Raw genomic sequence first — 19,289 nt, 5'->3', positions numbered from 1 at the left:
GCCCACGCCCGGACCAGCGCAAACAGATCGGGGTGCGAGGGGACCCCTCGCGCGCGACACGCCGGAAGGTTCACCCGACGGAGGCGAAAAGTCAGCGGCGCGAAGAAGCCAGAACCCCGTCCTCGGCGAGAAAAGCCCGGCGGTGCCCAGTCGGATTGACGCCCCGCACCCGCTTGAACGCCGCGCTGAACCCGAACGCATCCGAATACCCCACCGCGCGCGCCACCTCGGTGATCGGCATCGACGGCTGTTCCGCCAGGAGGTCCGCGGCCAAGGTCATCCGCCACCGGGTCAGGTACGTCATCGGCGGCTCCCCCACCAAGTCCGCGAAACGCTTGGCAAGCGTGGAGCGCGAAACTCCGGTCCGGGCGGCCAGCGCGACCACCGTCCACGGGGCCGCCGGATCCGCGTGCAGCAAGCGCAGACAAGCGCCCACCACCGGATCCCGTTGCGCCGCCCACCAACGCGGAGGCGAGCCGTCGGGACGGTCGAACCAGTCGCGCAGGATGCAGACCAGCATCCAGTCCAGCAAGCGGTCCAGGACGACCTGCTGACCCGGCGCGTCGACGGCCAGCTCGGCTGCCAAATGATCCAGCACCGGGTCCTCCGCGGCCGAAGACGGCGGCCGGACGACTACCGGCAAAGCGTCCAGCAAAGCGGACATCCGGCTGCGGCTCCGGACGGGGTACGCGCCGACGATCAGGTTGGTTTCGCCGTAAAAAGGGTCGTTCCAGCCCAGGTGGTGCTGCATTCCGCCTTGGTCGGGAGTGGCGCAGAACTCTCCGCATTCGACCGGGGCGGCGGCGGTGTCCAGGCTGTCCACGAACGAGAACGGACCGCGGACGAGGATGGTCTCCCGGGCGCGCAGCAACTCCGGCCGATGGTCTTCCGGCACGACCCAACCCTCGCCGCTCAGCAGGGTGCACAGGGTCAGCGGGGCGCCGTCCACGAAGCGCAGCGACCACGGCGCCGACAGCGCCGTGCAGCCGAACAACGAGCCGTGCGCCCGGACCCCGCGGATCAAATCACTGAACGCGTCCACCGGCCCGAGGTTAGACGAATGGACAGGCGATCCGGCTTTTCGCCTATGGGATCGTCCGAGCGAGACCGGTTAGATCGAAGGCATGAGCACCCTCACCGACCACGATCTCGAGTTCCTCCGCCGCCCCCTGCACGGCTTCCTGACCGTCGCCGCCGGACCGCGGCCGCCGCAGCCTCGGCCGGTCTGGTTCGAGGCCACCGACGAGGGCACGATCCAGCTGTTCACCGCCCCGGACTCGGCCAAGGTCCGCCAATTGCGCGAGGATCCGCGCGCGTCGATCGTCGTCGCGGCGCCGGTCGGGGAAACCGAGCGCTGGGTGTCGGTCGCCGGGCGGGTCACGATCGAGCCTGACGGCGGGCACGACCTGGCCCGCCGGCTCGCTGACCGGTATTGGGGCCTCAACACCCCCAAGGGCGAAGCCGGACTGAAGATCCTGCAGGGCCTCCCCCAGGTCCGGGTCGTCATCCACCCGGAGAAGGTGCACCGCTACGCGTTCTGAGCCGTCCGCCGCACGCGGACCGCCCGCACCAGCAGCGCCAGGCCACAGATCACGCAGACCGCTTCGGCGATCACGCCCCAGTACTCGTACTGGCTGTTGAACTGGTCGTGCACGCCGTAGAAGCCCACCGTCACCGACAGCAGGTAGGCCAGCAGCGTCACCCCGCCGAAGCCCAGCGTGAAGAACGCCGGCAGCCAGTGCCGCCAGACGAGCAACGCGACCGCGATCACCAGGCCGGCGATGCCGTTCACCAGAAAAAGCGGCCCGACCACCGGGATGTCCGCGTAACCGCTGCCCCAGTACAGGTAGAAGTGGATCGCCGCCGAGCCGGCCAGGCCCGCCGCGCCCAGCACTCGCAACCAGGTCGTCAACATGGGTGTCTCCTTCCGTGCGGAATGCCGGATACGGACTACACGCACGGGCGACCGCGGCGGTTCACCGGCAACCAGGGACGTCCCGATTCGTTGCACAGGGCATGACTGCCGAACTTCACTCCCGCCGCTCCGCGCTCGCCGCCGGGGCGGCCGTCGCAGGGACCGCCGCCGTCGCTCTCACCGCTTGCGGGAGCGGCGACGGCGGGTCCGGACAGGCCGCGCCGAAGCCGGGCGGGAAGGTGATCGCGCTGGCGGAAGTGCCGGTGGGACAAGCGAAATCCGCGAAAACGCCGGACGGGCAGGAGGTGCTCGTGGCACAGCCGTCGGCGGGGACGGTCGCCTGTTTCAGCGCCGTCTGCACGCACCAGGGCTGCACGGTGAGCCCGCCGCAGAACGGTCAGGCGAGCTGTCCGTGCCACGGTTCGGTCTTCGACGCGCTGACCGGCGCGGTGAAGCAGGGGCCGGCGAGCCAGCCGCTGTCCAAAGTGGCCGTGAAGATCGAGAACGGCGACGTCGTCACCGCATGACCGGAAGTGCCCTTTGTGGACAATCACTGTCCACAAAGGGCATCGGTGATCAATCGTTCCAGGTGAACAACTCGTCGCCGGCGGCGACCGTGCGCCCGCCGTCGAGGCCGGCGAGCACGTCGGCGGACGCGTCGAGCCCGACGACCGGGACGATCGGCGAGTAGCCCTTGGCCGCGACCGCCTCGGGGTCCCAGCCCACGATCGGCTGCCCCGCCCGCACCTTCTCGCCCTTGACGACGTGCAGGGTGAACCCCCCGCCCTTTTCCTTGACCGTGTCGATGCCGAGGTGCACGAGCACCGCGCGGCCGTCCTCAGTGGCCACGACGTACGCGTGCGGATGCAGCGTCACCACGGTCCCGTCCACCGGGGCGACCGCGTCGGCGCGGCCGCCGGACGGCTTCACCGCGATGCCGGGGCCCACCATCGCCTCGGCGAAAACCGGGTCGGGCACCTCGGTGATCGCGACGACCTCGCCGGCGACCGGGCTCAGGATCGGCAGGCTCACATCAAGTCCTCGATGTCGCTGGCGATGGTGTCCGCCTCCGGGCCGACGATGACCTGGACCGCCGAACCCATCTTCACGACGCCCATCGCACCGGCGGCCTTGAGCGCCGCTTCGTCCACGACGGACACGTCCTCGAGCTCGCACCGCAGCCGCGTGATGCAGCCCTCGATCTCGACGACGTTGCCCGCGCCGCCGAGCGCCGCGAGAATCTTTTCCGGCCTGTCATCCGCCATCGCGGCCTCCTCGTATCCCGTTGGTTTTCCACCTGGAACAGGTGCTGCCCGCCACCATTACTACGCCGTTTGCCGCGTTGCCGAGCGAGCCCGGCCACGAACGGATAACGGTGGTTGACACCTGCTCGCGCTGCGGAGCATTCTGCCCCATCAGATCATTGGTCTAGACCGGAACGTACCAATCTTCCGGCGCGGACGCGAGCACCGGCCCCGGTGCGCGAAAAGCGAGGGAGGGGACACCGAGATGAGTGCGGCCGCGCACATTCCGCCGTCCGACCCCGCCGACCGCGTGGTCAACGGGCCGACCCCGAAGCACGCCCAGCTGCGGGAGATCCTGCGCCGCCTGGTGGAGCGCGAGCTCCCGCCCGGCGCGCCGATCCCTTCCGAGCGAGAGCTCGCGCAGCACTACGGCGTCTCGAGGCTCACCGTCCGCTCGGCGATCGGGAAGCTCGTCGAGGAAGGACTGCTGGCCCGGGTCAGGGGCAAGGGCACCTTCACCGCCGCCCGGCGGATGGAACTGCAGGTGTACCTGATGTCGTTCACCGACGACATGCGCCGGCGCGGGCTCACCCCGACCACCGAAGTGATCTCGACCTCGACCGAGGTCCCGCCGGTGACTTCGGCGCACGCGCTCGGCCTGGCCGAGGGCGTGGCCGCGCACCGGCTCGTGCGGCTGCGGCGCGCCGACGGCGTTCCGCTGGCCGTGGAACGCGGCTGGTACCACGCGGGCCGGACCCCCGGCCTGCTCGACCTCGACCTGACCCGTTCGCTCTACGCCCAGCTGGCCGACGCGTTCTCGCGTAGGCCGGACCAGGCGTACCAGACGGTGTGGGCCGAATCCGCGGACCGCGAAACGGCGCGCTTGCTCGGCATGCGCACCGGCAGTCCGCTCCTGGTGTTCCGCCGGGTTTCCAGCTCCGGCGGCGAACCGGTGGAGGACATGACGTCCTGGTACCGGGGCGACCACTACCAGGTGACCATGCAGCTGGACCGGAACACCCCGAGTTCCGGCGACAAACCCCACAATGGAGGTATCCGATGAGCGCCACCACCGCGGCTGGGGCTAGCGGAAAGAAGAAGGGCGGCGGCCTTGCCGGGCTGCAGCGCTTCGGCCGCAGCCTCATGCTGCCGATCGCGACCCTGCCCGCCGCAGGCATCCTGAACCGGATCGGCCAGCCCGACGTCCTCGGCAAGGACGGCCTCAACTGGGGCAAGGCAGCCGACGTGATCGGCGCGGCGGGCGGCGGCATCTTCGACTGGCTGCCGCTGATCTTCGCGATCGGCATCGCGGTCGGCTTCGCCCGCAAGGGCGACGGCTCGACCGCCGTCGCGGCCGTCATCGGCTGGGTCGTGTTCAACAAGGTGATCCAGGCGATCGCCCCGATCAGCGGCCAGCAGGGCTACAAGCCCGGCTGGGACCTCGCACCGATCCACTGGCCCTACAGCGTGCTGACCGGCATCGTGTCCGGCATCGTGGCGGCGCTGCTGTGGCAGCGCTACCACCGGATCAAGCTGCCGTCCTGGCTGGCCTTCTTCGGCGGCCGCCGGTTCGTGCCGATCATCACCGCGCTCGCCATGATCGTCCTCGGCGTCGTTTTCGGTCTGCTGTTCAAGTACGTCGACGAGGGCATCACCTCGGCGGGCAAGGCGGTCATGGGCTCGCCGGTGGTCGGCAGCGGCGTCTACGGCCTGCTGAACCGCCTGCTCATCCCGGTCGGCCTGCACCAGCTGCTGAACGTCCCGGTGTGGTTCATCTTCGGCGGCGGCGACCTGAACAACTTCTTCCACCACGTGGACGGCTCGGGCGCGTTCATGACCGGGTTCTTCCCGATCATGATGTTCGCCCTGCCCGCCGCGGCGTTCGCCATCGTGCACACCGCGCGCCCCGCGCAGCGCAAGCTGGTCGCTTCCATCATGATCTCGGCCGCGCTGACCGCCTTCATCACCGGCGTCACCGAGCCGATCGAGTTCGCGTTCATGTTCGTCGCGTGGCCGCTGTACATCTTCCACTCGGTGATGACCGGCATCTCGCTGGCGGTCTGCAGCGCGCTGGGCATCCGGCTCGGCTTCTCGTTCTCCGGCGGCGCGATCGACTTCGCGCTGAACTCGTCGCTGGACACCGCGCACAAGGCGTGGCTGCTGATCCCGATCGGGCTGGTCCTGGCCGTGATCTACTACGTGGTGTTCCGCTTCGTGATCACCAAGTTCAACCTGCGCACGCCGGGCCGCGAGGACGATTCGGTCGAGAGCGATCTCGAGCGCACGGCCGCGAAGTAACACCCGAGAACAGCAAGAGAGGTACACCATGCCGGAGAAACGCGTCACCGTGGCCAGCAAGGTGGGGCTGCACGCCCGCCCGGCCGCACTGGTCGCCAAGGCGGCCGCGGCCCAGCCCGTGGCGGTGCGGATCGCCAAGAACGGCGGCGACCCGGTGGCCGCCGGCAGCGTCCTCAACCTGATGACCCTCGCCGCCGCGTACGGCGACGAGGTCGTCATCAGCGCCGAGGGCGACGGTGCCGAGGCGGCGGTCGAAGCCGTCGCCGAGCTGGTCGCCACCGACCTCGACGCTCAGTAGCGATACCGCTCCACGGGGAAAACCACGAACCGTGCGGGGCGCCGGACTTCCGGAGCCCCGCACGGTTCGTCGCGTCAAGGCACTCCGTAGCAGCCGTCGGACGGGTCCTATTACGCTGGCGGACATGGAGAGCCTGCGCCTGATCGACGAATGGCCAGTGGACAACGCAACGGCCGGGGTGGTCTCCGCTTCCGGCGAGGTTCGCGGACACCACGGCGACCCGGCCCGTCTGTTCCGGCTCGCGTCGGTCACCAAGCTGCTCACCGCCTACACCGCGCACATCGCAATCGAGGAGGGCGTCGTCGAACTGGACACGCCTGCCGGGCCGGAGGGCTCGACCGTCGCGCATCTGCTCGCGCACACCTCCGGGCTCGCCTTCGACGCGCACAAGGCGATGGCTGAACCCGGCACGCGCCGGCTGTACTCCAACGCCGGGTTCGAGGAACTCGCGGACGCGCTGGCCGAGCACTCCGGCATCGCGTTCGCCGAGTACCAGCGCGAAGGGCTTTTCGAACCGCTGGGCATGACGTCGACCCACCTGGAGGGTTCCCCCGCCGCGGGTGCTGTGTCCACATTGGACGACCTGCTGCGGTTCGCCGCCGAACTGCAGGCACCCAAGCTGCTCGCGCCGGAAACCCTCAACGCAGCCACCGCGATCGCGTTCCCTGGCCTGAACGGCGTACTGCCCGGCTTCGGGCACCAGAAGCCGAACGACTGGGGGCTCGGCTTCGAAATCCGCGATCACAAGAGCCCGCATTGGACGGGTGCGAACAGCTCGCCGCGCACGTTCGGCCACTTCGGGCAGTCGGGGACTTTCCTGTGGGTGGACCCGGAAGCAGGTCACGCCTGCGTCGGGCTCGCCGACCGGTCGTTCGGGCCGTGGGCCGCGCAAGTGTGGCCGCCGTTCACTGACGCGGTGCTGGCGGAACTCTCCGCGTGAGACGCTGGTTGGCGCTAGCCGCCCTGCTGCTTGCCGCGAGTTGTTCCGCACCCGCAGCACAAACCCAAGCGCCACAAGCATTACCCGCGCCGGACGCTCCGCTTCCGTTGGGCACCAACGGTGCTGCGGCACCTAAGCTCGACTGGGCACCGTGCCACGGCGGTTTCCAGTGCGCGACCGCGCCGGTTCCGTTGAGCTATCGCGAACCTGGCGGCGCGAAGCTGAATCTCTCGGTGATCCGCATGCCTGCCACCGATCCCGCGCATCGCGTCGGCTCGTTGGTGATCAACTTCGGCGGTCCGGGCGCCGACGGCGTCGGCGAGCTGATGCGGTTCGGTCCGCGGTATCCGGAGGAATTGCGGGCCAAGTTCGACCTGGTGAGCTTCGATCCGCGCGGAATCGGCGGCAGCGCCCCGGCGCAGTGCCCGGGAACTCCCCCCGCGGCCGGTTCGCCGCTGCGGGACAGCGCGGCGTTCTGGGCGGCGAGCGCGGCCGTCGGCAAAGCGTGCGCGGCTGGCACCGGTGCTGAGCTGTCTCACCTCTCCACCGCGAATGTCGCGCGTGACATGGACTTGCTCCGCCAGTCCCTCGGCGAGCAGCAGCTGAACTACTACGGCTATTCCTACGGCACCTATCTCGGCGGCACCTACGCGAATCTGTTCCCCGGCAAGCTGCGCGCGATGGTCCTCGACGGGACGCTCGACCTCGTCGCGAACGCCACCGGACAGCCAGGTCAGCAGCACAAACCGGTCGACGTGCGCGCTGACGTCGCGACGGCCCAGCAGCAAGAACTCGAAGCGTTCTTCGCCGCCTGCGACGCCGCCGGACCGGGCAAATGCGCGTTCGCCGGCGGTGACCTGAAACAGAAATTCGCGGCGGTCTACGCGCGGCTGACGCATGGTCCGGTCGGCGGGATGACGGTGTCGTCGTTGATGGAAACGATCGATCGTGCGCTGTATCAATCGTCCCGGTGGCCTCGGCTGGCGAAGACGCTGGCCGCGCTCGTGCCGTCGTCGCCGGTCTCCCCCGCGCCGGTGCTCGACCCGCGCGTGCCGACGCATTCGCCCGGCTTCCTCGCCGTGCAATGCCTGGACAGCGAACTGCCGCAGGACACTGCCTCGTACGCCGAACTCGCTGCGGCTGAAGCGAAACGGCAGCCGTATTTCGGCGTGGCACCGGTGTTTTCGATGGCGCAGTGCGTCGGCTGGCCCGCCCGGGACGACGACCGCTACCTCGGGCCGTGGAACCGGCCGAGGCAGCATCCGATCCTGATCCTGGCCAACCGGAACGATCCGGTCACCCCGCTCGCCAACGCCCAGGCCACCGCACGGGAACTCGGCGACGGCCACGTCGTCGTGGTGGACGGTGCCGGGCATACGACGCTCGACGTGCCCAGTACGGCCGCCTCCGCGGCAATGGCACGGTATTTCGTGGATCTGACCGTGCCTCCGGACGGGACCGTCTACCCGCCGGAGGTCCGGCCGTTCCCCTAGCCGTTCAGGACGTTGATCGGCTCGCCCGCTTGGAACGCCGCGATGTCCTCCACCGCGCCGCCGTAGAAGACCTCGTACGTTTCCCGGCTCACGTAACCGATGTGCGGAGTCAGGATCGCGTTGTCGAGCGTCCGCAGCGGATGGTCCGCGGGCAGCGGCTCGACGTCGTAGACATCCAGCGCGGCCGCGGCGATCTCCTTGCCGCGCAACGCATCCAGCAACGCGGACTCGTCCACGATCGGCCCGCGCGAGGTGTTCACCAGCAACGCTGAAGACTTCATCGCAGCGAATTCGGCCGCACCGACCAGACCGCGAGTGCGCTCGGACAGGACCAAGTGGACCGACAACACATCCGCTTGTGCGAACAAGTCCTCTTTGGACACTGCCGTGACGCCGTGTTCGGCCGCTCGCTCCGGAGTGAGGTTCTGGCTCCACGCAATGGGTTTCATCCCGAACGCCTGGCCGATCCGCGCGACCTCGGCACCCAGCCTGCCGAGACCGAGCAGGCCGAGCGTCTTGTCCCGCAACGCCATCCCGAGGCCGACCTGCCAGCCGCCCTCGCGCATCGAACGGAACTCCAAGGGCAGATTGCGCGCACCGGCCAGAATCAGCGCCCACGCGTGTTCGACCGTCGGCGCGGCGAGCGCACCGGTCGCGGAAACGACCACGCCGCACCGCTTCGCCGCGTCCAGGTCGATCGCCGCGTTCCGCCGACCGGTGCTGACCAGCAGTTTCAGCACGGGCAGCCGGTCGAACACCGCGGCCGGGAACGGCGTGCGCTCGCGCATCGCGACCACGACGTCGAACCCGGCCAGCCGCGTCACCACCTCGTCCGGCCCGGCGAACGGCTCGCGGAACACCTCGATCTCCGCCCCGAGCGGCGCCCAGTCCGCACACTGGAGAGCCGCGTTCTGGTAGTCGTCGAGGATCGCGATCTTCATGCCGCCCACCGTAACCCGCGGGTCAGGCGTTCCGAGCCCGCTCGATGATCGCGTTGATCACCTCGCTCTTCGCGTCGGCGTAGTACTGGACGTATTCCCAGGTCCGCGACGCTAGTTCGCGTTTCTTCGCCAGGTACAGCGCCAGCTCCTCCGGGTGGCTGCGCAGCCGGCCGCGGAACAGCCGGTACCGCTCGGTCTCGCCGTTGCCCGGCGAATGGACGTGCAGGTTGATGTTCGTGTCCGGGCCTTTGAACAGGCGGTGTTTCTCCCAGTCCGGCTCGCGGATCACCAGCCGGTAGCCCGCAGCTTCGAGATCGGGCACATACGCCGCTTCGTCGTCCGAATCCGGCACTTCGAGCAGGATGTCGATGACGGGTTTAGCGGCGAGGCCGGGCACCGACGTGGACCCGACGTGTTCGAGCACCAGCACGCGTTCCCCGAGCACGTCGCGGATCCGCGCGGCCTCGCGTTCGTAGAGCCGCGGCCACTCCGGGTCGTACTCGGCGAGCGTGATGGGTTTGCCGTGCTTCGGCGCCGTGCCGACGAACGCCGCTTGGATCGACGCCTCGTCGTTCTGTTGACTGGACACAGTGATTCCCCCTGTCGACTGAAAAGCAGCCGACCAGGATATCAGGAAATCGGCAGCGGCAGAATGTTTCCGCTCGCCTCGCGCAGCGCCGCCCGCATTTCCTCGCGCGGCGCCGGTTGCCCGGTGAAATGCTCCGCTTGTCCGAACGCCTGGTGCAGCAGCATGTCGAGCCCGGTCGCGAGCCGTCCGCCGCGCCGCTCGACCGCTTCGGCCAGCGGAGTCGGCCACGGGTGGTAGATCACGTCGAGCACGCTGCCGACCCGGGACAGCTCCGCGACGTGCGGCACGACCGCGTCCGGCGGCACCGTGTTGACCAGCACCGCCGTAGCGTCCGCCAGTTCCGCGAAGTCCACTTCGGACCATCGCAGCACGTCCACGTCCAGACCCGCGCGCTTGGCCGCGTCCACGGTTTCCGCAGCCCGCGCCGGTTCCCGCACCACCAAGCGCACCGTCGGGACGCCCAGCGCAGCCAATCCGACCACCGCGGCCGCAGCCGTCCCGCCCGCTCCCAGCACCACCGCCTGGTCGCTCGCGGAAGGCGAGTACCCACCGGCGTACCGCAGGGCTCCGGTCACGCCGTCGACGTCCGTGCAGTCGGCGAGCCAGCCGGCCGGACGACGCACGAGCGTGTTCGCCGCGCCGACCGCCGCCGCGCGCGAGGTGACCTCGTCAGCGTGGTCGAGCGCGGCCCGTTTGCCCGGCATGGTGACCGAAAGGCCGACCCATTCCGGGCCGAGACCGTCGACGAAACCGGGCAGTTCGGCGGCGTCCGTCTCGACCCGGTCGTAGGTCCAGCCGTCCAGGCCCAGCGCCGCGAACGCCGCGCGGTGCAGCACCGGCGACAGCGAATGCGCCACCGGCTTGCCCAGCACCGCCGCGCGGCGCGGCCGGTCATTTGATGACGCCACGCTGCTCCGCCAGGCGCCTGTTGTCATTGTGCTGGTCGTTCGTGACCGCGAAGCAGGAATGCCCGTCCTTCTCGCATTTCACGAAGTACGCCCAGTCGCCGGGAGTCGGGCTGACCGCGGCCTTGATCGCGTCCATGCTGGGCACCGCGATCGGCGTCGGCGGGAGACCGTAGTTGGCGTAGGTGTTGTACGGTCCTGCCTTCGCCCGGTCCTCGGGTTTGGTGAGCAGCGTCGGGCGGTCCAGCACGTAGTTGACCGTGGAGTCCAGCTGCAGCCGGATGCGCTGCGCGACCCGGTTGTAGATCACCCGCGAGATCTTGCCGAAGTCCGGTTTGATCGCCTCGCGCTCGATGAGCGACGCGATGATCAGCGTCTGGTACGGCGACATTCCCGGCCCGGTGTTCTGCGCGGTGAGCCCGGCCGCCTGGATCGAATCGGCCGACTGCTTCACCAGGTCGGTGATCAGTTCGGTCGCGCTCCAGCCGGGTTTCACGTCGTAGACGCCGGGAGCGATCAGGCCTTCCAGGCGTTTGTCCTTGCTCAGCGCCTTGCCCGCGTCGGCCAGCGCCCACTCCGGCGCGCCGAGCGCCTTGAGGTCGGCGTCGGCGACGGTCTTGCGCAGCTGATCGACCGGAATGCAGGTGCTCTTGCCGCCCAAGGTCGCGCACGAGGCCTTCGACATCAGGCTGTACACGCCGGGCGTGACCTTGCCGTCGGGCTGGGTGATGTCGTCGAACTGCGTGTACGGCCGGATTTCCAGCCGCCCCACGCGCGCGGTCGGCGAGGTGATGAGGTTGACCGCCTCGTCGCCCGACATGTGCTGGCGCAGCAGGTAATAGCCCTGCTGGATCTTGCTGAGCGCGGTGTTCTCCGCGCCCGCCTTCACGAACGCCCGGGAACTCGCGACCACGCCCGCGTCGGTCAGCTTCGCGCCGATCGCGGACGTCGTGTCGCCCTGTTCGACCTGCACGAGCGCGTCGCCTTCGCCGGAACCGTCGAAGTCCGCGTAGCCGAAGATCTTCTGGTACCCGAAATAGGCGCCGCCGCTGAGCAGGACGAGCACGAGCAGCGCGGCGATCCAGCCGATCGCGCGCTTGCGCTTCTTGCGGGGCTTCTTCGCGGGCGGTTCCTCGACCGGCGGCTCGGCCGCGTCCTCGGGGTAGCCGTCCTCGTCGTAGCCGTCGTACTCGTCGTCGTAGTCCTCGTACTCGCCGTATTCGTCGTACTCGTCCTCGAAGAGGTCGTCGATCGGCTGCTGGTCGTCCGGGTGCTCCGGCTCGTGCGCGGCGGGCACGGCCGGAATCACTTCGGTGGGCTGCTCGACCGGCTGCCGGCGCGGCGGCTGGTTGCGCGGATCACGCGGCATCGACGCGTCAGCGAAACGCGGGTCGCGCGGCATGGAAGCGTCGGCGAACCGGGGGTCCGGCGGCATCGACGCCTCGGCGAACCTGGGATCGCGCGGCATCGAAGTGTCGGCAAAGCGCGGGTCCGGCGGTATCGACGCGTCCGCGAACCGAGGATCGCGCGGCATCGAGGCATCAGCGAACCGGGGATCCGGCGGCATGGATCCGTCCGGCGGCGGAGCGGGCGCGCGTCGAACCGGCGGCGGCATTTCCGGTGCCCGGCGACGGCCAGGCGCGGCAGCTTCCGCCGGTACGTCGACGTCGTCCTCCCGGCGACGGCGGCCGGACGGCGGCTCTACGGCAACGGGCGGAGGAATGTCCTCGCGCCGACGGCGACGCCCAGCAGGCGGCTCGCTCGGCGGCGGTGCGTCCTCAAGCCGGCGACGGCCTGCCGGAGGTTCGGCGTCGACCGGCGGCGGAACGTCTTCGAGACGGCGACGGCGGCGGCCGGCCGGCGGCTCGACGTCCGCGAGCGGAACTTCGTTCCCGTCCACTGGTACATCGCCGGGAGCTATGCGGCGCGGACGGGCGCGCGGAAGGTCGTCGGCCGCGTGCGGCGGCAGGTCCCAGTTCTCCGTCGACCGCTTCGGCCGGTCCTGCGGCGGGGCCGGACGACGACGCCGGGCCGGCGGCGCGTCGGCGGCCGGGCGGCGCGTCGGCTCGGCAGGAGGCATCGCGTCCGGTGCGGCGCGACGGGGCGCTTCGCCAGCCGGGCGAGGCGCTCCCTCGGGCGCGCGACGGCGTCCTTCCGCCGCGGGCGGACGTTGCGGCACGTCTTCGCCACGCGGACGTCGTCGTGCGCCGGACGGCGGCATGTCCTCCGGCGCCGCACGGCGCGGAGGAGGTTCGTTGTCAGGCTCGCGTCGCCTGCGCCGCCCGCCCGGAGCGCCGGAACCCGCTGCGGGGTCCGGGACTTCCGGGGTGTCGGGGTTGCGCAGCCGACGGCGGCCGCCCGGGTCGCCGGGGCCGCGGGGGTCGGTCATGAGTCGCCTTTCCGGGCGCGGTGCGCGGCGGCGGCGTCGAGCCAGGCTTGCAGGATCTCGACTGCCGCTGCCTGGTCCACCACGGCGCGCTGCTTGCGTCCCTTGACCCCCCGCTGGGACAGCATTCGCGACGCGGTGACCGTCGTCAACCGCTCGTCTGCCAGCCGCACGGGCACGTCCCCCACGCGCCCGGCGAGCTTCTCCGCATACGCGAGCGCGATGTCCGCGGCCGCGCCCTGCCGGTTCGCCAACGTCCTCGGCAAGCCCACGATCACCTCGACCACCTCGTGTTCGGTGACGAGGTCGGCAAGCCGGTCCAGATCGCTGTCGTCCTTCGCATCACGGGAGAGGGTAACGAGCGGGCTCGCGAGCACGGGGGCGGGATCGCTCAGCGCGACCCCCACCCGGACAGACCCGACATCGACCGCGAGCCGCCTGCCCCGTCCCGGATCGGACTCGCCGGGCCGATCCGGGCCCCTCCTGGAGTTAGCGGCCAAGGTTCGCGACCGCCGCGCGCAGGGCCGTCACGGCCTGCTCCGCGCCAGCCGGGTTGCTGCCGCCGCCTTGGGCCATGTCCGGCTTGCCGCCGCCGCGTCCGCCGATCGCCTCGGCGAACGACGGCACGAGCTTGCCGGCCGCGATTCCCTTGTCGCGCGCCGCCGAGGTCGTGGCGACCACGAAGGCCACCTTCTCCCCCGCGGGCGCGAACAGCGCGACCACACCGGCGCGGTCGCCGAGACGGCCGCGGATGTCGGAGGCGAGCGCGCGCAGGCCGTTGCCGTCGACGTCGGGCACGACCTCGGCGACCACCGAGACGCCGGAGACGTCCTGCGCCTTGTCCGCCAGCGCGCCCGCCGAGCCGAGCACCTGCTGCGTGCGCAGCTGCTCGATCTCCTTCTCCGCGTTCTTCAGCCGGGACAGCACGTCCTCGATCCGGCCGGGCAGTTCGTCGGACGGCACCTTGAACGTGTTCGCCAGCTGCGACACGAGCAGCTGCTCCTTGCGGACGTGCTTGAGCGCGTCCGGGCCGACCAGCGCCTCGACGCGGTGCACGCCGGAGCCGACCGACGCGTCCGACACCAGCTTGACCAGGCCGAGCTGGCCGATCCGGCCGACGTGCGTGCCGCCGCACAGCTCGCGCGAGTACTCGCCCATGTCGACGACGCGGACGTCGTTGCCGTACTTCTCGCCGAACAGCGCGACCGCGCCCAGCTCGAGCGCCTTGTCCTTGGTCGTGGTGTAGCTCTGCACCTCGACGTCGGTCTGCAGGTAGTCGTTCACTTCCTGCTCGACCTCGGTGAGGATGTCGGCCGACACCGCGCCCGGAGTGGTGAAGTCGAACCGCATCCGGCCCGGCGCGTTGAGCGAACCGGCCTGCGCCGCGCGCTTGCCGTACGCGCCGCGGACCGCCGCGTGCACGAGGTGCGTCGCCGAGTGCGAGCGCTCGATCGAGAGCCGCCGGTTCGCGTCGACCGATCCGGTGAGCCGGGTGTCGAGCGCGACCTCGCCCTCGGTGACCTCGACGCGGTGCACGAACAGGCCCGGCACGATCTTCTGCACGTCGAGGACCTTCAGCTCGACGCCGTCGCCGACCAGGACGCCGGTGTCGGCGATCTGTCCGCCGCTCTCGGCGTAGAACGGAGTGCGGTCGAGCACCAGCTCGGCCTTGCGGCCCGCGGCGACGCTGCGCACCGGAAGGCCGTCCTCGAGCAGGCCGACGACCTTCGCGTCCGCCTGCAGCTCGGTGTAGCCGAGGAACTGGGTTTCGCCGTGCTGCTCAAGCACCTTGCGGTATTCGGACAGGTCGCCGTGGCCGCTCTTGCGCGACGCCGCGTCGGCCTTCGCGCGCTTGCGCTGCTCCTCCATGAGCGTGCGGAAGCCGTCCTCGTCGACGGACAGGCCCTGCTCGGACGCCATCTCGAGGGTCAGGTCGATCGGGAAGCCGTAGGTGTCGTGCAGCTGGAACGCCTTGTCGCCGGCGAGGACGTCGCCGCCGCCCTTCTTCGTCTCGGCCGCGGCCAGGTCGAAGATGCGCGAACCGCTGGTGAGGGTGGCGAGGAACGCCTCCTCCTCGACGCGCACGACCTCGGAGATCCGGTCGAAGCCGCTGACCAGCTCGGGGTAGGTCGGTCCCATGGTCTTGCTGACGACCTTCGCGAACTCCTGCAGCACCGGCTCCTGCACGCCCAGCAGGCGCGTGGAACGGACGATGCGGCGCAGCAGCCGGCGCAGCACGTAGCCGCGGCCGTCGTTGCCCGGGGTGACGCCGTCGCCGATCAGCAGCACGCCGGTGCGCGCGTGGTCGGCGATGACGCGGAAGCGCACGTCGTCGGCGTGGTTGGCGCCGTAGCGGCGGCCGGAGAACTCCTCGGCGCGGCCGATCACCGGGCGCACCAGGTCGGTCTCGTACACGTTCTCGACGCCCTGCAGGATCGTCGCGACGCGCTCGACGCCCATGCCGGTGTCGATGTTCTTCTTCGGCAGCTCGCCGATCGGCGGGTGGCCCAGCTTCGGGCTCTGCTCGCCGCGGACGTCCTGCATGAAGACAAGGTTCCAGATCTCGATGTAGCGGTCCTCGTCGGCGACCGGGCCGCCCTCGCGGCCGTAGTCCGGGCCGCGGTCGTAGTAGATCTCCGAGCACGGGCCGCCGGGACCGGGCACGCCCATGTCCCAGTAGTTGTCCTTGCCGTCGCGGACCTGGATCCGCTCGCTGGGCAGGCCGGTGAGCTTGCGCCACAGGCCGGCCGCCTCGCTGTCCTTCTCGTAGACGGTCGCCCAGATCCGGTCCGGGTCCAGGCCGAAGCCGCCGTCGTCCTGGGACTTGGTGATCAGCTCCCAGGCGTTCTCGATCGCGCCTTCCTTGAAGTAGTCGCCGAACGAGAAGTTGCCCGCCATCTGGAAGAACGTGTTGTGCCGGGTCGTCTTGCCGACCTCGTCGATGTCCGGCGTGCGCACGCACTTCTGCACCGAGGTCGCGCGCGGGTACGGCGGCGGGGCCTCGCCGAGGAAGTACGGCTTGAACTGGACCATGCCCGCGTTGACGAACAGCAGGTTCGGGTCGTCGAGGATCAGCGGGGCGCTCGGCACGCGCGTGTGGCCCCGGCTTTCGAAATGGCGCAGGAAACGGTCGGTGATCTCGTGTGTGTCCACGGGTACGTCCTTGTGCTGAAGACCCGGCTTCGGCCGGGGAAGGAAACGGGGGTCGGAGGCGGCGGAAGGCGCGCGGAGATCAGCCCTCCGCCCGGCGAGCTCGCCGGGCGGGGCGACGTGCGGCGTGCCTGCCCGCGCCCGAAGGCGGCGCGACGGCGGCGGTCCGCTCCTCGACCATGTCGTGCAGCTCCTGTTCCCGTTCGTTCATCCCGGCGCGCACCTCGGCGCCGAACGAACCGACGGCGCCCGCGAGTTCCCGCACGGCGTCGCCCAAGTTCGATGCTAGCCCGGCCGGCGTGGCCTGACGAGCGGTTTCGCTCGCCTTGCGGCTCAGCGCGACTCCCGCGACGACCCCGACCCCGAGCCAGAACAGCCGCTTCACTTCTTCCCCCGGCGGGCCGGGCGCTGCGCCTTCGCTTCCTGCTTCTTGCGGCGCGCGCGGATGGCCTTGCTGATCCCGTACGACAGCGCGGCGGTCTTCACCAGCGGGCCGCCGAGCGTCGCGGTGAACACCGACGAGAGCGCGGACACGTTGCCGCTCACCGCCTGCGCGTTCGAGGTGATCCCGTCGACGCGCTCGAGCTGCGTGTTGACGTGCGTGATCGTCTCGTTGGCCCCGATCAGGATCGGGTCGCTGTTCTCGTGCGCCTTGCGGATCGCGATGGTCGCCTCGTCCAGCGTGCGGCCGAGCTTGAGCAGCGGGATCGCCAGCAGCAAGACCAGCAGTACGAAAGCTCCTGCGGCGATCAGCGCGGCGATCTGCCCTGCCGACACGGGCCCTCCTCGGGTGGTGCGGGGTCTTAGGTGGAAGTGAGGTTACCGCCTGCGGCGCTTCCCGGCCGGGACCCCCCGCCGCTGCGGTCACCCAGCGGAGTCGCCGCGACGGAAAACAGTTCGCGGAGACGCGTCCGGCCTGGTCTCCTCGGCCGATGGACTCCTCGAACGGCCCGCTCCCCCGCGTGCTCGCCGGACCGGGCGGCCCCGCCGCCGACGTCCTCGCCGACCTGCCCGGCGCGGACCTGACGACGCTGCAACTGGAAGTAGCCCGCCGCCGTGCCGCGAAGCTGCGCGGACCAGACGTCCTGCGCCGCTACCGCGCGGACCGCTTCACCACGCCCGCGCCACTCGCTTTCGAGGTGCTTCGCCCGGTCGAAGACGCCCTGCTTTCCGCTGCCCCGCCGGAATTCGAACGGGTCACGCTCTCCCCGGTGGTCCCGCTGGGCACTCACTCCACAGTGGCCGGACTCGCCCAGCACCGCGTCGTGCCCACCGGCCGCGGCACGGAAGTCGCCGCGGACCCGACGAACGGGCTGGCGCTGGAAGCCGCCGTTCGCCGCACCGGTTCCTCGCCGGTCCGGCTCGCCACCGTGCAACGCATCGTCCGAGCCCAGCCTCCGGGCCCCGGACTGTTCGCGCACTTCTCCCTCTTCGCCGCCGTCACTGCCGGTCGCGACCGCGGCAGCCTGGCCTTCGAACGCGAACACCTGATTGAGCACGCTCGATTCCTCACCACCGCAGTACGCACCGCCGGCGCCCGTGCCGCAGGCTTCCAAGTGACCACATTGGACAGCCGCTTCGCCGATCTCGCCGCTTCAGTGCAAGCCGCTCTGCCGGGTGTCGAGGTCTCCGCCACCCCGGACCGCGCCGTCGGCCGCGATTACTACTCCGGCCTTTGCTTCACCGTCACCGCAGACTTCGGCGCTGGACCGGCAGCCGTCGGCGATGGCGGCTTCACCCCATGGACCGCACGGCTGCTCGGAAACGCGAAGGAACGCCTGCTCGTCTCCGGCATCGGCGTGGACCGCGTCGCTTCGCTTCTCAACGCCCCTTCTTGACGATCCCCTCGTACACCGCAGCCATGTCGTCCTCGCCATGCCCCGCTTCGACCGCGGACTCGAGATGCGCCAACGCAGCCGCCGCCCCGCCGACGTCGATCGCGTGCCCCGCAGCCTCCACGACGAGCCGCGCGTCCTTCGCCGCGAGCGACGCCGGGAAGCTGGCCGGATACTCGCCGGACAGCATCATCGGCCCCTTGGCTCGCGCGTAAGGCACGTCGAACCCAGTGCCGCTCATGACGTCGAAGAACAACTGCGGGTCGACTCCGAGCACACCCGCGAGGGCGAGACTCTCGCCGGTGCCATTGGTGAGCGCGAGAATCCAAGCGTTCATCACCAGCTTGAGCCGCGTTGCCGTGCCAGGCTCGGTGCCAAGCCAGCGAGTCTTGGAACCAATCGCGTCGAACACCACCGCAGCACCGTCGTGCACGTTGTCCGGCCCGGCCGCGAGCACTTGGAGCTGTCCCTGTTCGGCAGGCCCCTTCGTCCCCATCACCGGACAATCCACGAACGGAACCCCCGCCGCGACGGACGCCTCCGCAAGCCGATCAGCCCACTCGACCCCGACGGTGCTGGTCTGCAGCCAAATCGTCCCCGGTTCGAGGGAAAGCCCGCGAAACACCTCCGCGACCGCAGGCCCGTCCGCGAGCATGGTGACCAGATAGTCAGCACCTTTCACGGCTTCATCGGGCGACCCGACAACGGTGACGCCCTCGGCGGCAAGCGGCTCAGCCTTGGCGCGAGTGCGATTCCAGGCCCGCACGGTCACCCCAGCGCGAGCAAGATTGGCGGCCATCGGACGGCCCATGATTCCGGTGCCGAGGAATGCGACAGTGGTCATCCGGCCATCGTGCCGCCAGGTGCGCGGATCGGCAGGATCAGCGCTGCCCCAGGTTCGCCATCATTCAGTGACCAACTCCGCGAACCGGACCATCCGCCCTCACCGCAGCCACCTCCGCCGTCCGTGAGGGGAACCTTCACGGACTCTGATTCCCCCAGGGTTCCCCTCACGACCCTCGAACGTCCGTGAAGGGCTCCTTGAGGGAATCTAATTCCCTCAAGGAGCCCTTCACGGACCACCAACGTGAGCGCCCCTCTACGCCCCAAACCGCTCAGCCGCGCACCCACCGCCCAACCGCACCGATGCACCCACTCACCAAGCACCCACACCACCCCCGCACCCCGATACGAAGCCAAAAATGCGGTCTGGGGGTGCTTGTCAAGGCATCTTTCCCGCCTTGACATGCAACACCAGACCGTCAACACAATCAGCTGCGGGGTGCCCCCACGCA

At 70.1% G+C, this 19,289-nt stretch carries 20 protein-coding genes and 1 pseudogene; 8 read left to right on the top strand and 13 right to left on the bottom strand.

The features are described from left to right. Positions 1–91: 91 nt before the first annotated feature. A complete protein-coding gene (locus tag D0D37_RS29130; RefSeq protein WP_116203791.1) occupies positions 92–1,042 on the bottom strand; it encodes an AraC family transcriptional regulator in 951 nt (316 codons plus the stop codon). A gap of 82 nt (positions 1,043–1,124) precedes the next feature. On the opposite strand from D0D37_RS29130, the gene D0D37_RS29125 reads away from it, so the two are divergent. Next, on the top strand, positions 1,125–1,541 hold the full coding sequence (locus D0D37_RS29125) for a pyridoxamine 5'-phosphate oxidase family protein (protein ID WP_116203790.1): 417 nt from the start codon (positions 1,125–1,127) through the stop codon (positions 1,539–1,541). Here D0D37_RS29125 and D0D37_RS29120 read toward each other — a convergent pair. After that, positions 1,529–1,915 (bottom strand): hypothetical protein, encoded by a 387-nt coding sequence (locus D0D37_RS29120; protein WP_208720190.1) that lies wholly within the window; start codon positions 1,913–1,915, stop codon positions 1,529–1,531. The genes D0D37_RS29125 and D0D37_RS29120 overlap by 13 nt on opposite strands. A 101-nt stretch (positions 1,916–2,016) precedes the next feature. Here D0D37_RS29120 and D0D37_RS29115 point away from each other — a divergent pair, with 101 nt between their 5' ends. Further along, positions 2,017–2,442, top strand: coding sequence for a Rieske (2Fe-2S) protein (locus D0D37_RS29115; RefSeq protein WP_116203789.1), 426 nt, complete (start codon positions 2,017–2,019; stop codon positions 2,440–2,442). Between the two features lie 49 nt (positions 2,443–2,491). Here D0D37_RS29115 and D0D37_RS29110 read toward each other — a convergent pair whose 3' ends face one another. Continuing rightward, positions 2,492–2,947, bottom strand: coding sequence for a PTS sugar transporter subunit IIA (locus tag D0D37_RS29110; protein WP_116203788.1), 456 nt, complete (start codon positions 2,945–2,947; stop codon positions 2,492–2,494). Then, positions 2,944–3,180 carry a PTS sugar transporter subunit IIB gene (locus tag D0D37_RS29105; RefSeq protein ID WP_116203787.1) on the bottom strand — a complete coding sequence of 79 codons (237 nt, stop codon included), beginning with the start codon at positions 3,178–3,180 and terminating at the stop codon, positions 2,944–2,946. Before D0D37_RS29105 ends, D0D37_RS29110 begins: the two co-directional genes overlap by 4 nt. A gap of 244 nt (positions 3,181–3,424) precedes the next feature. Here D0D37_RS29105 and D0D37_RS29100 point away from each other — a divergent pair, with 244 nt between their 5' ends. The 5 genes from D0D37_RS29100 (at position 3,425) to D0D37_RS29080 (ending at position 8,188) form a co-directional block, all read left to right on the top strand. Beyond that, positions 3,425–4,222 (top strand): GntR family transcriptional regulator, encoded by a 798-nt coding sequence (locus D0D37_RS29100; RefSeq protein WP_116203786.1) that lies wholly within the window; start codon positions 3,425–3,427, stop codon positions 4,220–4,222. Next, positions 4,219–5,457: a PTS transporter subunit EIIC gene (locus tag D0D37_RS29095; protein WP_116203785.1), complete on the top strand. Its 1,239-nt coding sequence runs from the start codon at positions 4,219–4,221 to the stop codon at positions 5,455–5,457. Before D0D37_RS29100 ends, D0D37_RS29095 begins: the two co-directional genes overlap by 4 nt. A gap of 28 nt (positions 5,458–5,485) precedes the next feature. Continuing rightward, positions 5,486–5,755, top strand: a complete 270-nt coding sequence (locus tag D0D37_RS29090) for an HPr family phosphocarrier protein (protein WP_116203784.1) — start codon at positions 5,486–5,488, stop codon at positions 5,753–5,755. Positions 5,756–5,879: 124 nt separating this feature from the next. Beyond that, on the top strand, positions 5,880–6,695 hold the full coding sequence (locus D0D37_RS29085) for a serine hydrolase domain-containing protein (RefSeq protein WP_116203783.1): 816 nt from the start codon (positions 5,880–5,882) through the stop codon (positions 6,693–6,695). Positions 6,696–6,937: 242 nt separating this feature from the next. After that, entirely contained in the window at positions 6,938–8,188 is a 1,251-nt protein-coding gene (locus tag D0D37_RS29080; protein WP_244223715.1) for an alpha/beta hydrolase, read from the top strand. On the opposite strand, the gene D0D37_RS29075 is transcribed toward D0D37_RS29080, so the two are convergent. The 8 genes and pseudogenes from D0D37_RS29075 to D0D37_RS29035 all read right to left on the bottom strand — a co-directional run bounded on the left by D0D37_RS29075 (position 8,185) and on the right by D0D37_RS29035 (position 16,936). After that, the gene (locus D0D37_RS29075; protein WP_116203781.1) at positions 8,185–9,129 is read right to left on the bottom strand and encodes a D-2-hydroxyacid dehydrogenase family protein; all 945 of its coding nucleotides are present in this window, start codon (positions 9,127–9,129) and stop codon (positions 8,185–8,187) included. The two genes, D0D37_RS29080 and D0D37_RS29075, sit on opposite strands and share 4 nt — an antisense overlap. Positions 9,130–9,154: 25 nt before the next feature. Further along, positions 9,155–9,718, bottom strand: a pseudogene (locus D0D37_RS29070) (GrpB family protein); the annotation flags it as partial. Between the two features lie 41 nt (positions 9,719–9,759). Then, the gene (locus tag D0D37_RS29065) at positions 9,760–10,626 is read right to left on the bottom strand and encodes a shikimate dehydrogenase (RefSeq protein ID WP_116203779.1); all 867 of its coding nucleotides are present in this window, start codon (positions 10,624–10,626) and stop codon (positions 9,760–9,762) included. Continuing rightward, on the bottom strand, positions 10,610–13,012 hold the full coding sequence (gene mltG, locus D0D37_RS47155) for an endolytic transglycosylase MltG (protein ID WP_244223714.1): 2,403 nt from the start codon (positions 13,010–13,012) through the stop codon (positions 10,610–10,612). Before mltG ends, D0D37_RS29065 begins: the two co-directional genes overlap by 17 nt. After that, on the bottom strand, positions 13,009–13,509 hold the full coding sequence (ruvX, locus tag D0D37_RS29050) for a Holliday junction resolvase RuvX (protein ID WP_116203777.1): 501 nt from the start codon (positions 13,507–13,509) through the stop codon (positions 13,009–13,011). The genes mltG and ruvX overlap by 4 nt, the downstream gene beginning before the upstream one ends. After that, positions 13,499–16,162, bottom strand: a complete 2,664-nt coding sequence (alaS, locus tag D0D37_RS29045) for an alanine--tRNA ligase (RefSeq protein WP_116203776.1) — start codon at positions 16,160–16,162, stop codon at positions 13,499–13,501. Before alaS ends, ruvX begins: the two co-directional genes overlap by 11 nt. Before the next feature lie 79 nt (positions 16,163–16,241). Continuing rightward, positions 16,242–16,544, bottom strand: a complete 303-nt coding sequence (locus tag D0D37_RS29040; protein WP_037362888.1) for a hypothetical protein — start codon at positions 16,542–16,544, stop codon at positions 16,242–16,244. Beyond that, positions 16,541–16,936, bottom strand: coding sequence for a DUF948 domain-containing protein (locus D0D37_RS29035; protein WP_101434608.1), 396 nt, complete (start codon positions 16,934–16,936; stop codon positions 16,541–16,543). Before D0D37_RS29035 ends, D0D37_RS29040 begins: the two co-directional genes overlap by 4 nt. Before the next feature lie 155 nt (positions 16,937–17,091). On the opposite strand from D0D37_RS29035, the gene D0D37_RS29030 reads away from it, so the two are divergent. Continuing rightward, positions 17,092–17,997: a hypothetical protein gene (locus D0D37_RS29030; RefSeq protein ID WP_116203775.1), complete on the top strand. Its 906-nt coding sequence runs from the start codon at positions 17,092–17,094 to the stop codon at positions 17,995–17,997. Here D0D37_RS29030 and D0D37_RS29025 read toward each other — a convergent pair. Continuing rightward, positions 17,981–18,838 carry an NAD(P)-dependent oxidoreductase gene (locus tag D0D37_RS29025; RefSeq protein WP_116203774.1) on the bottom strand — a complete coding sequence of 286 codons (858 nt, stop codon included), beginning with the start codon at positions 18,836–18,838 and terminating at the stop codon, positions 17,981–17,983. The two genes, D0D37_RS29030 and D0D37_RS29025, sit on opposite strands and share 17 nt — an antisense overlap. Positions 18,839–19,289: the final 451 nt, after the last annotated feature.

The sequence above is a fragment of the Amycolatopsis circi genome (assembly GCF_003385235.1).
In the GTDB taxonomy this organism is placed as follows: Bacteria; Actinomycetota; Actinomycetes; order Mycobacteriales; family Pseudonocardiaceae; genus Amycolatopsis; species Amycolatopsis circi.
This window is presented reverse-complemented; position numbering and strand designations above follow the sequence as displayed.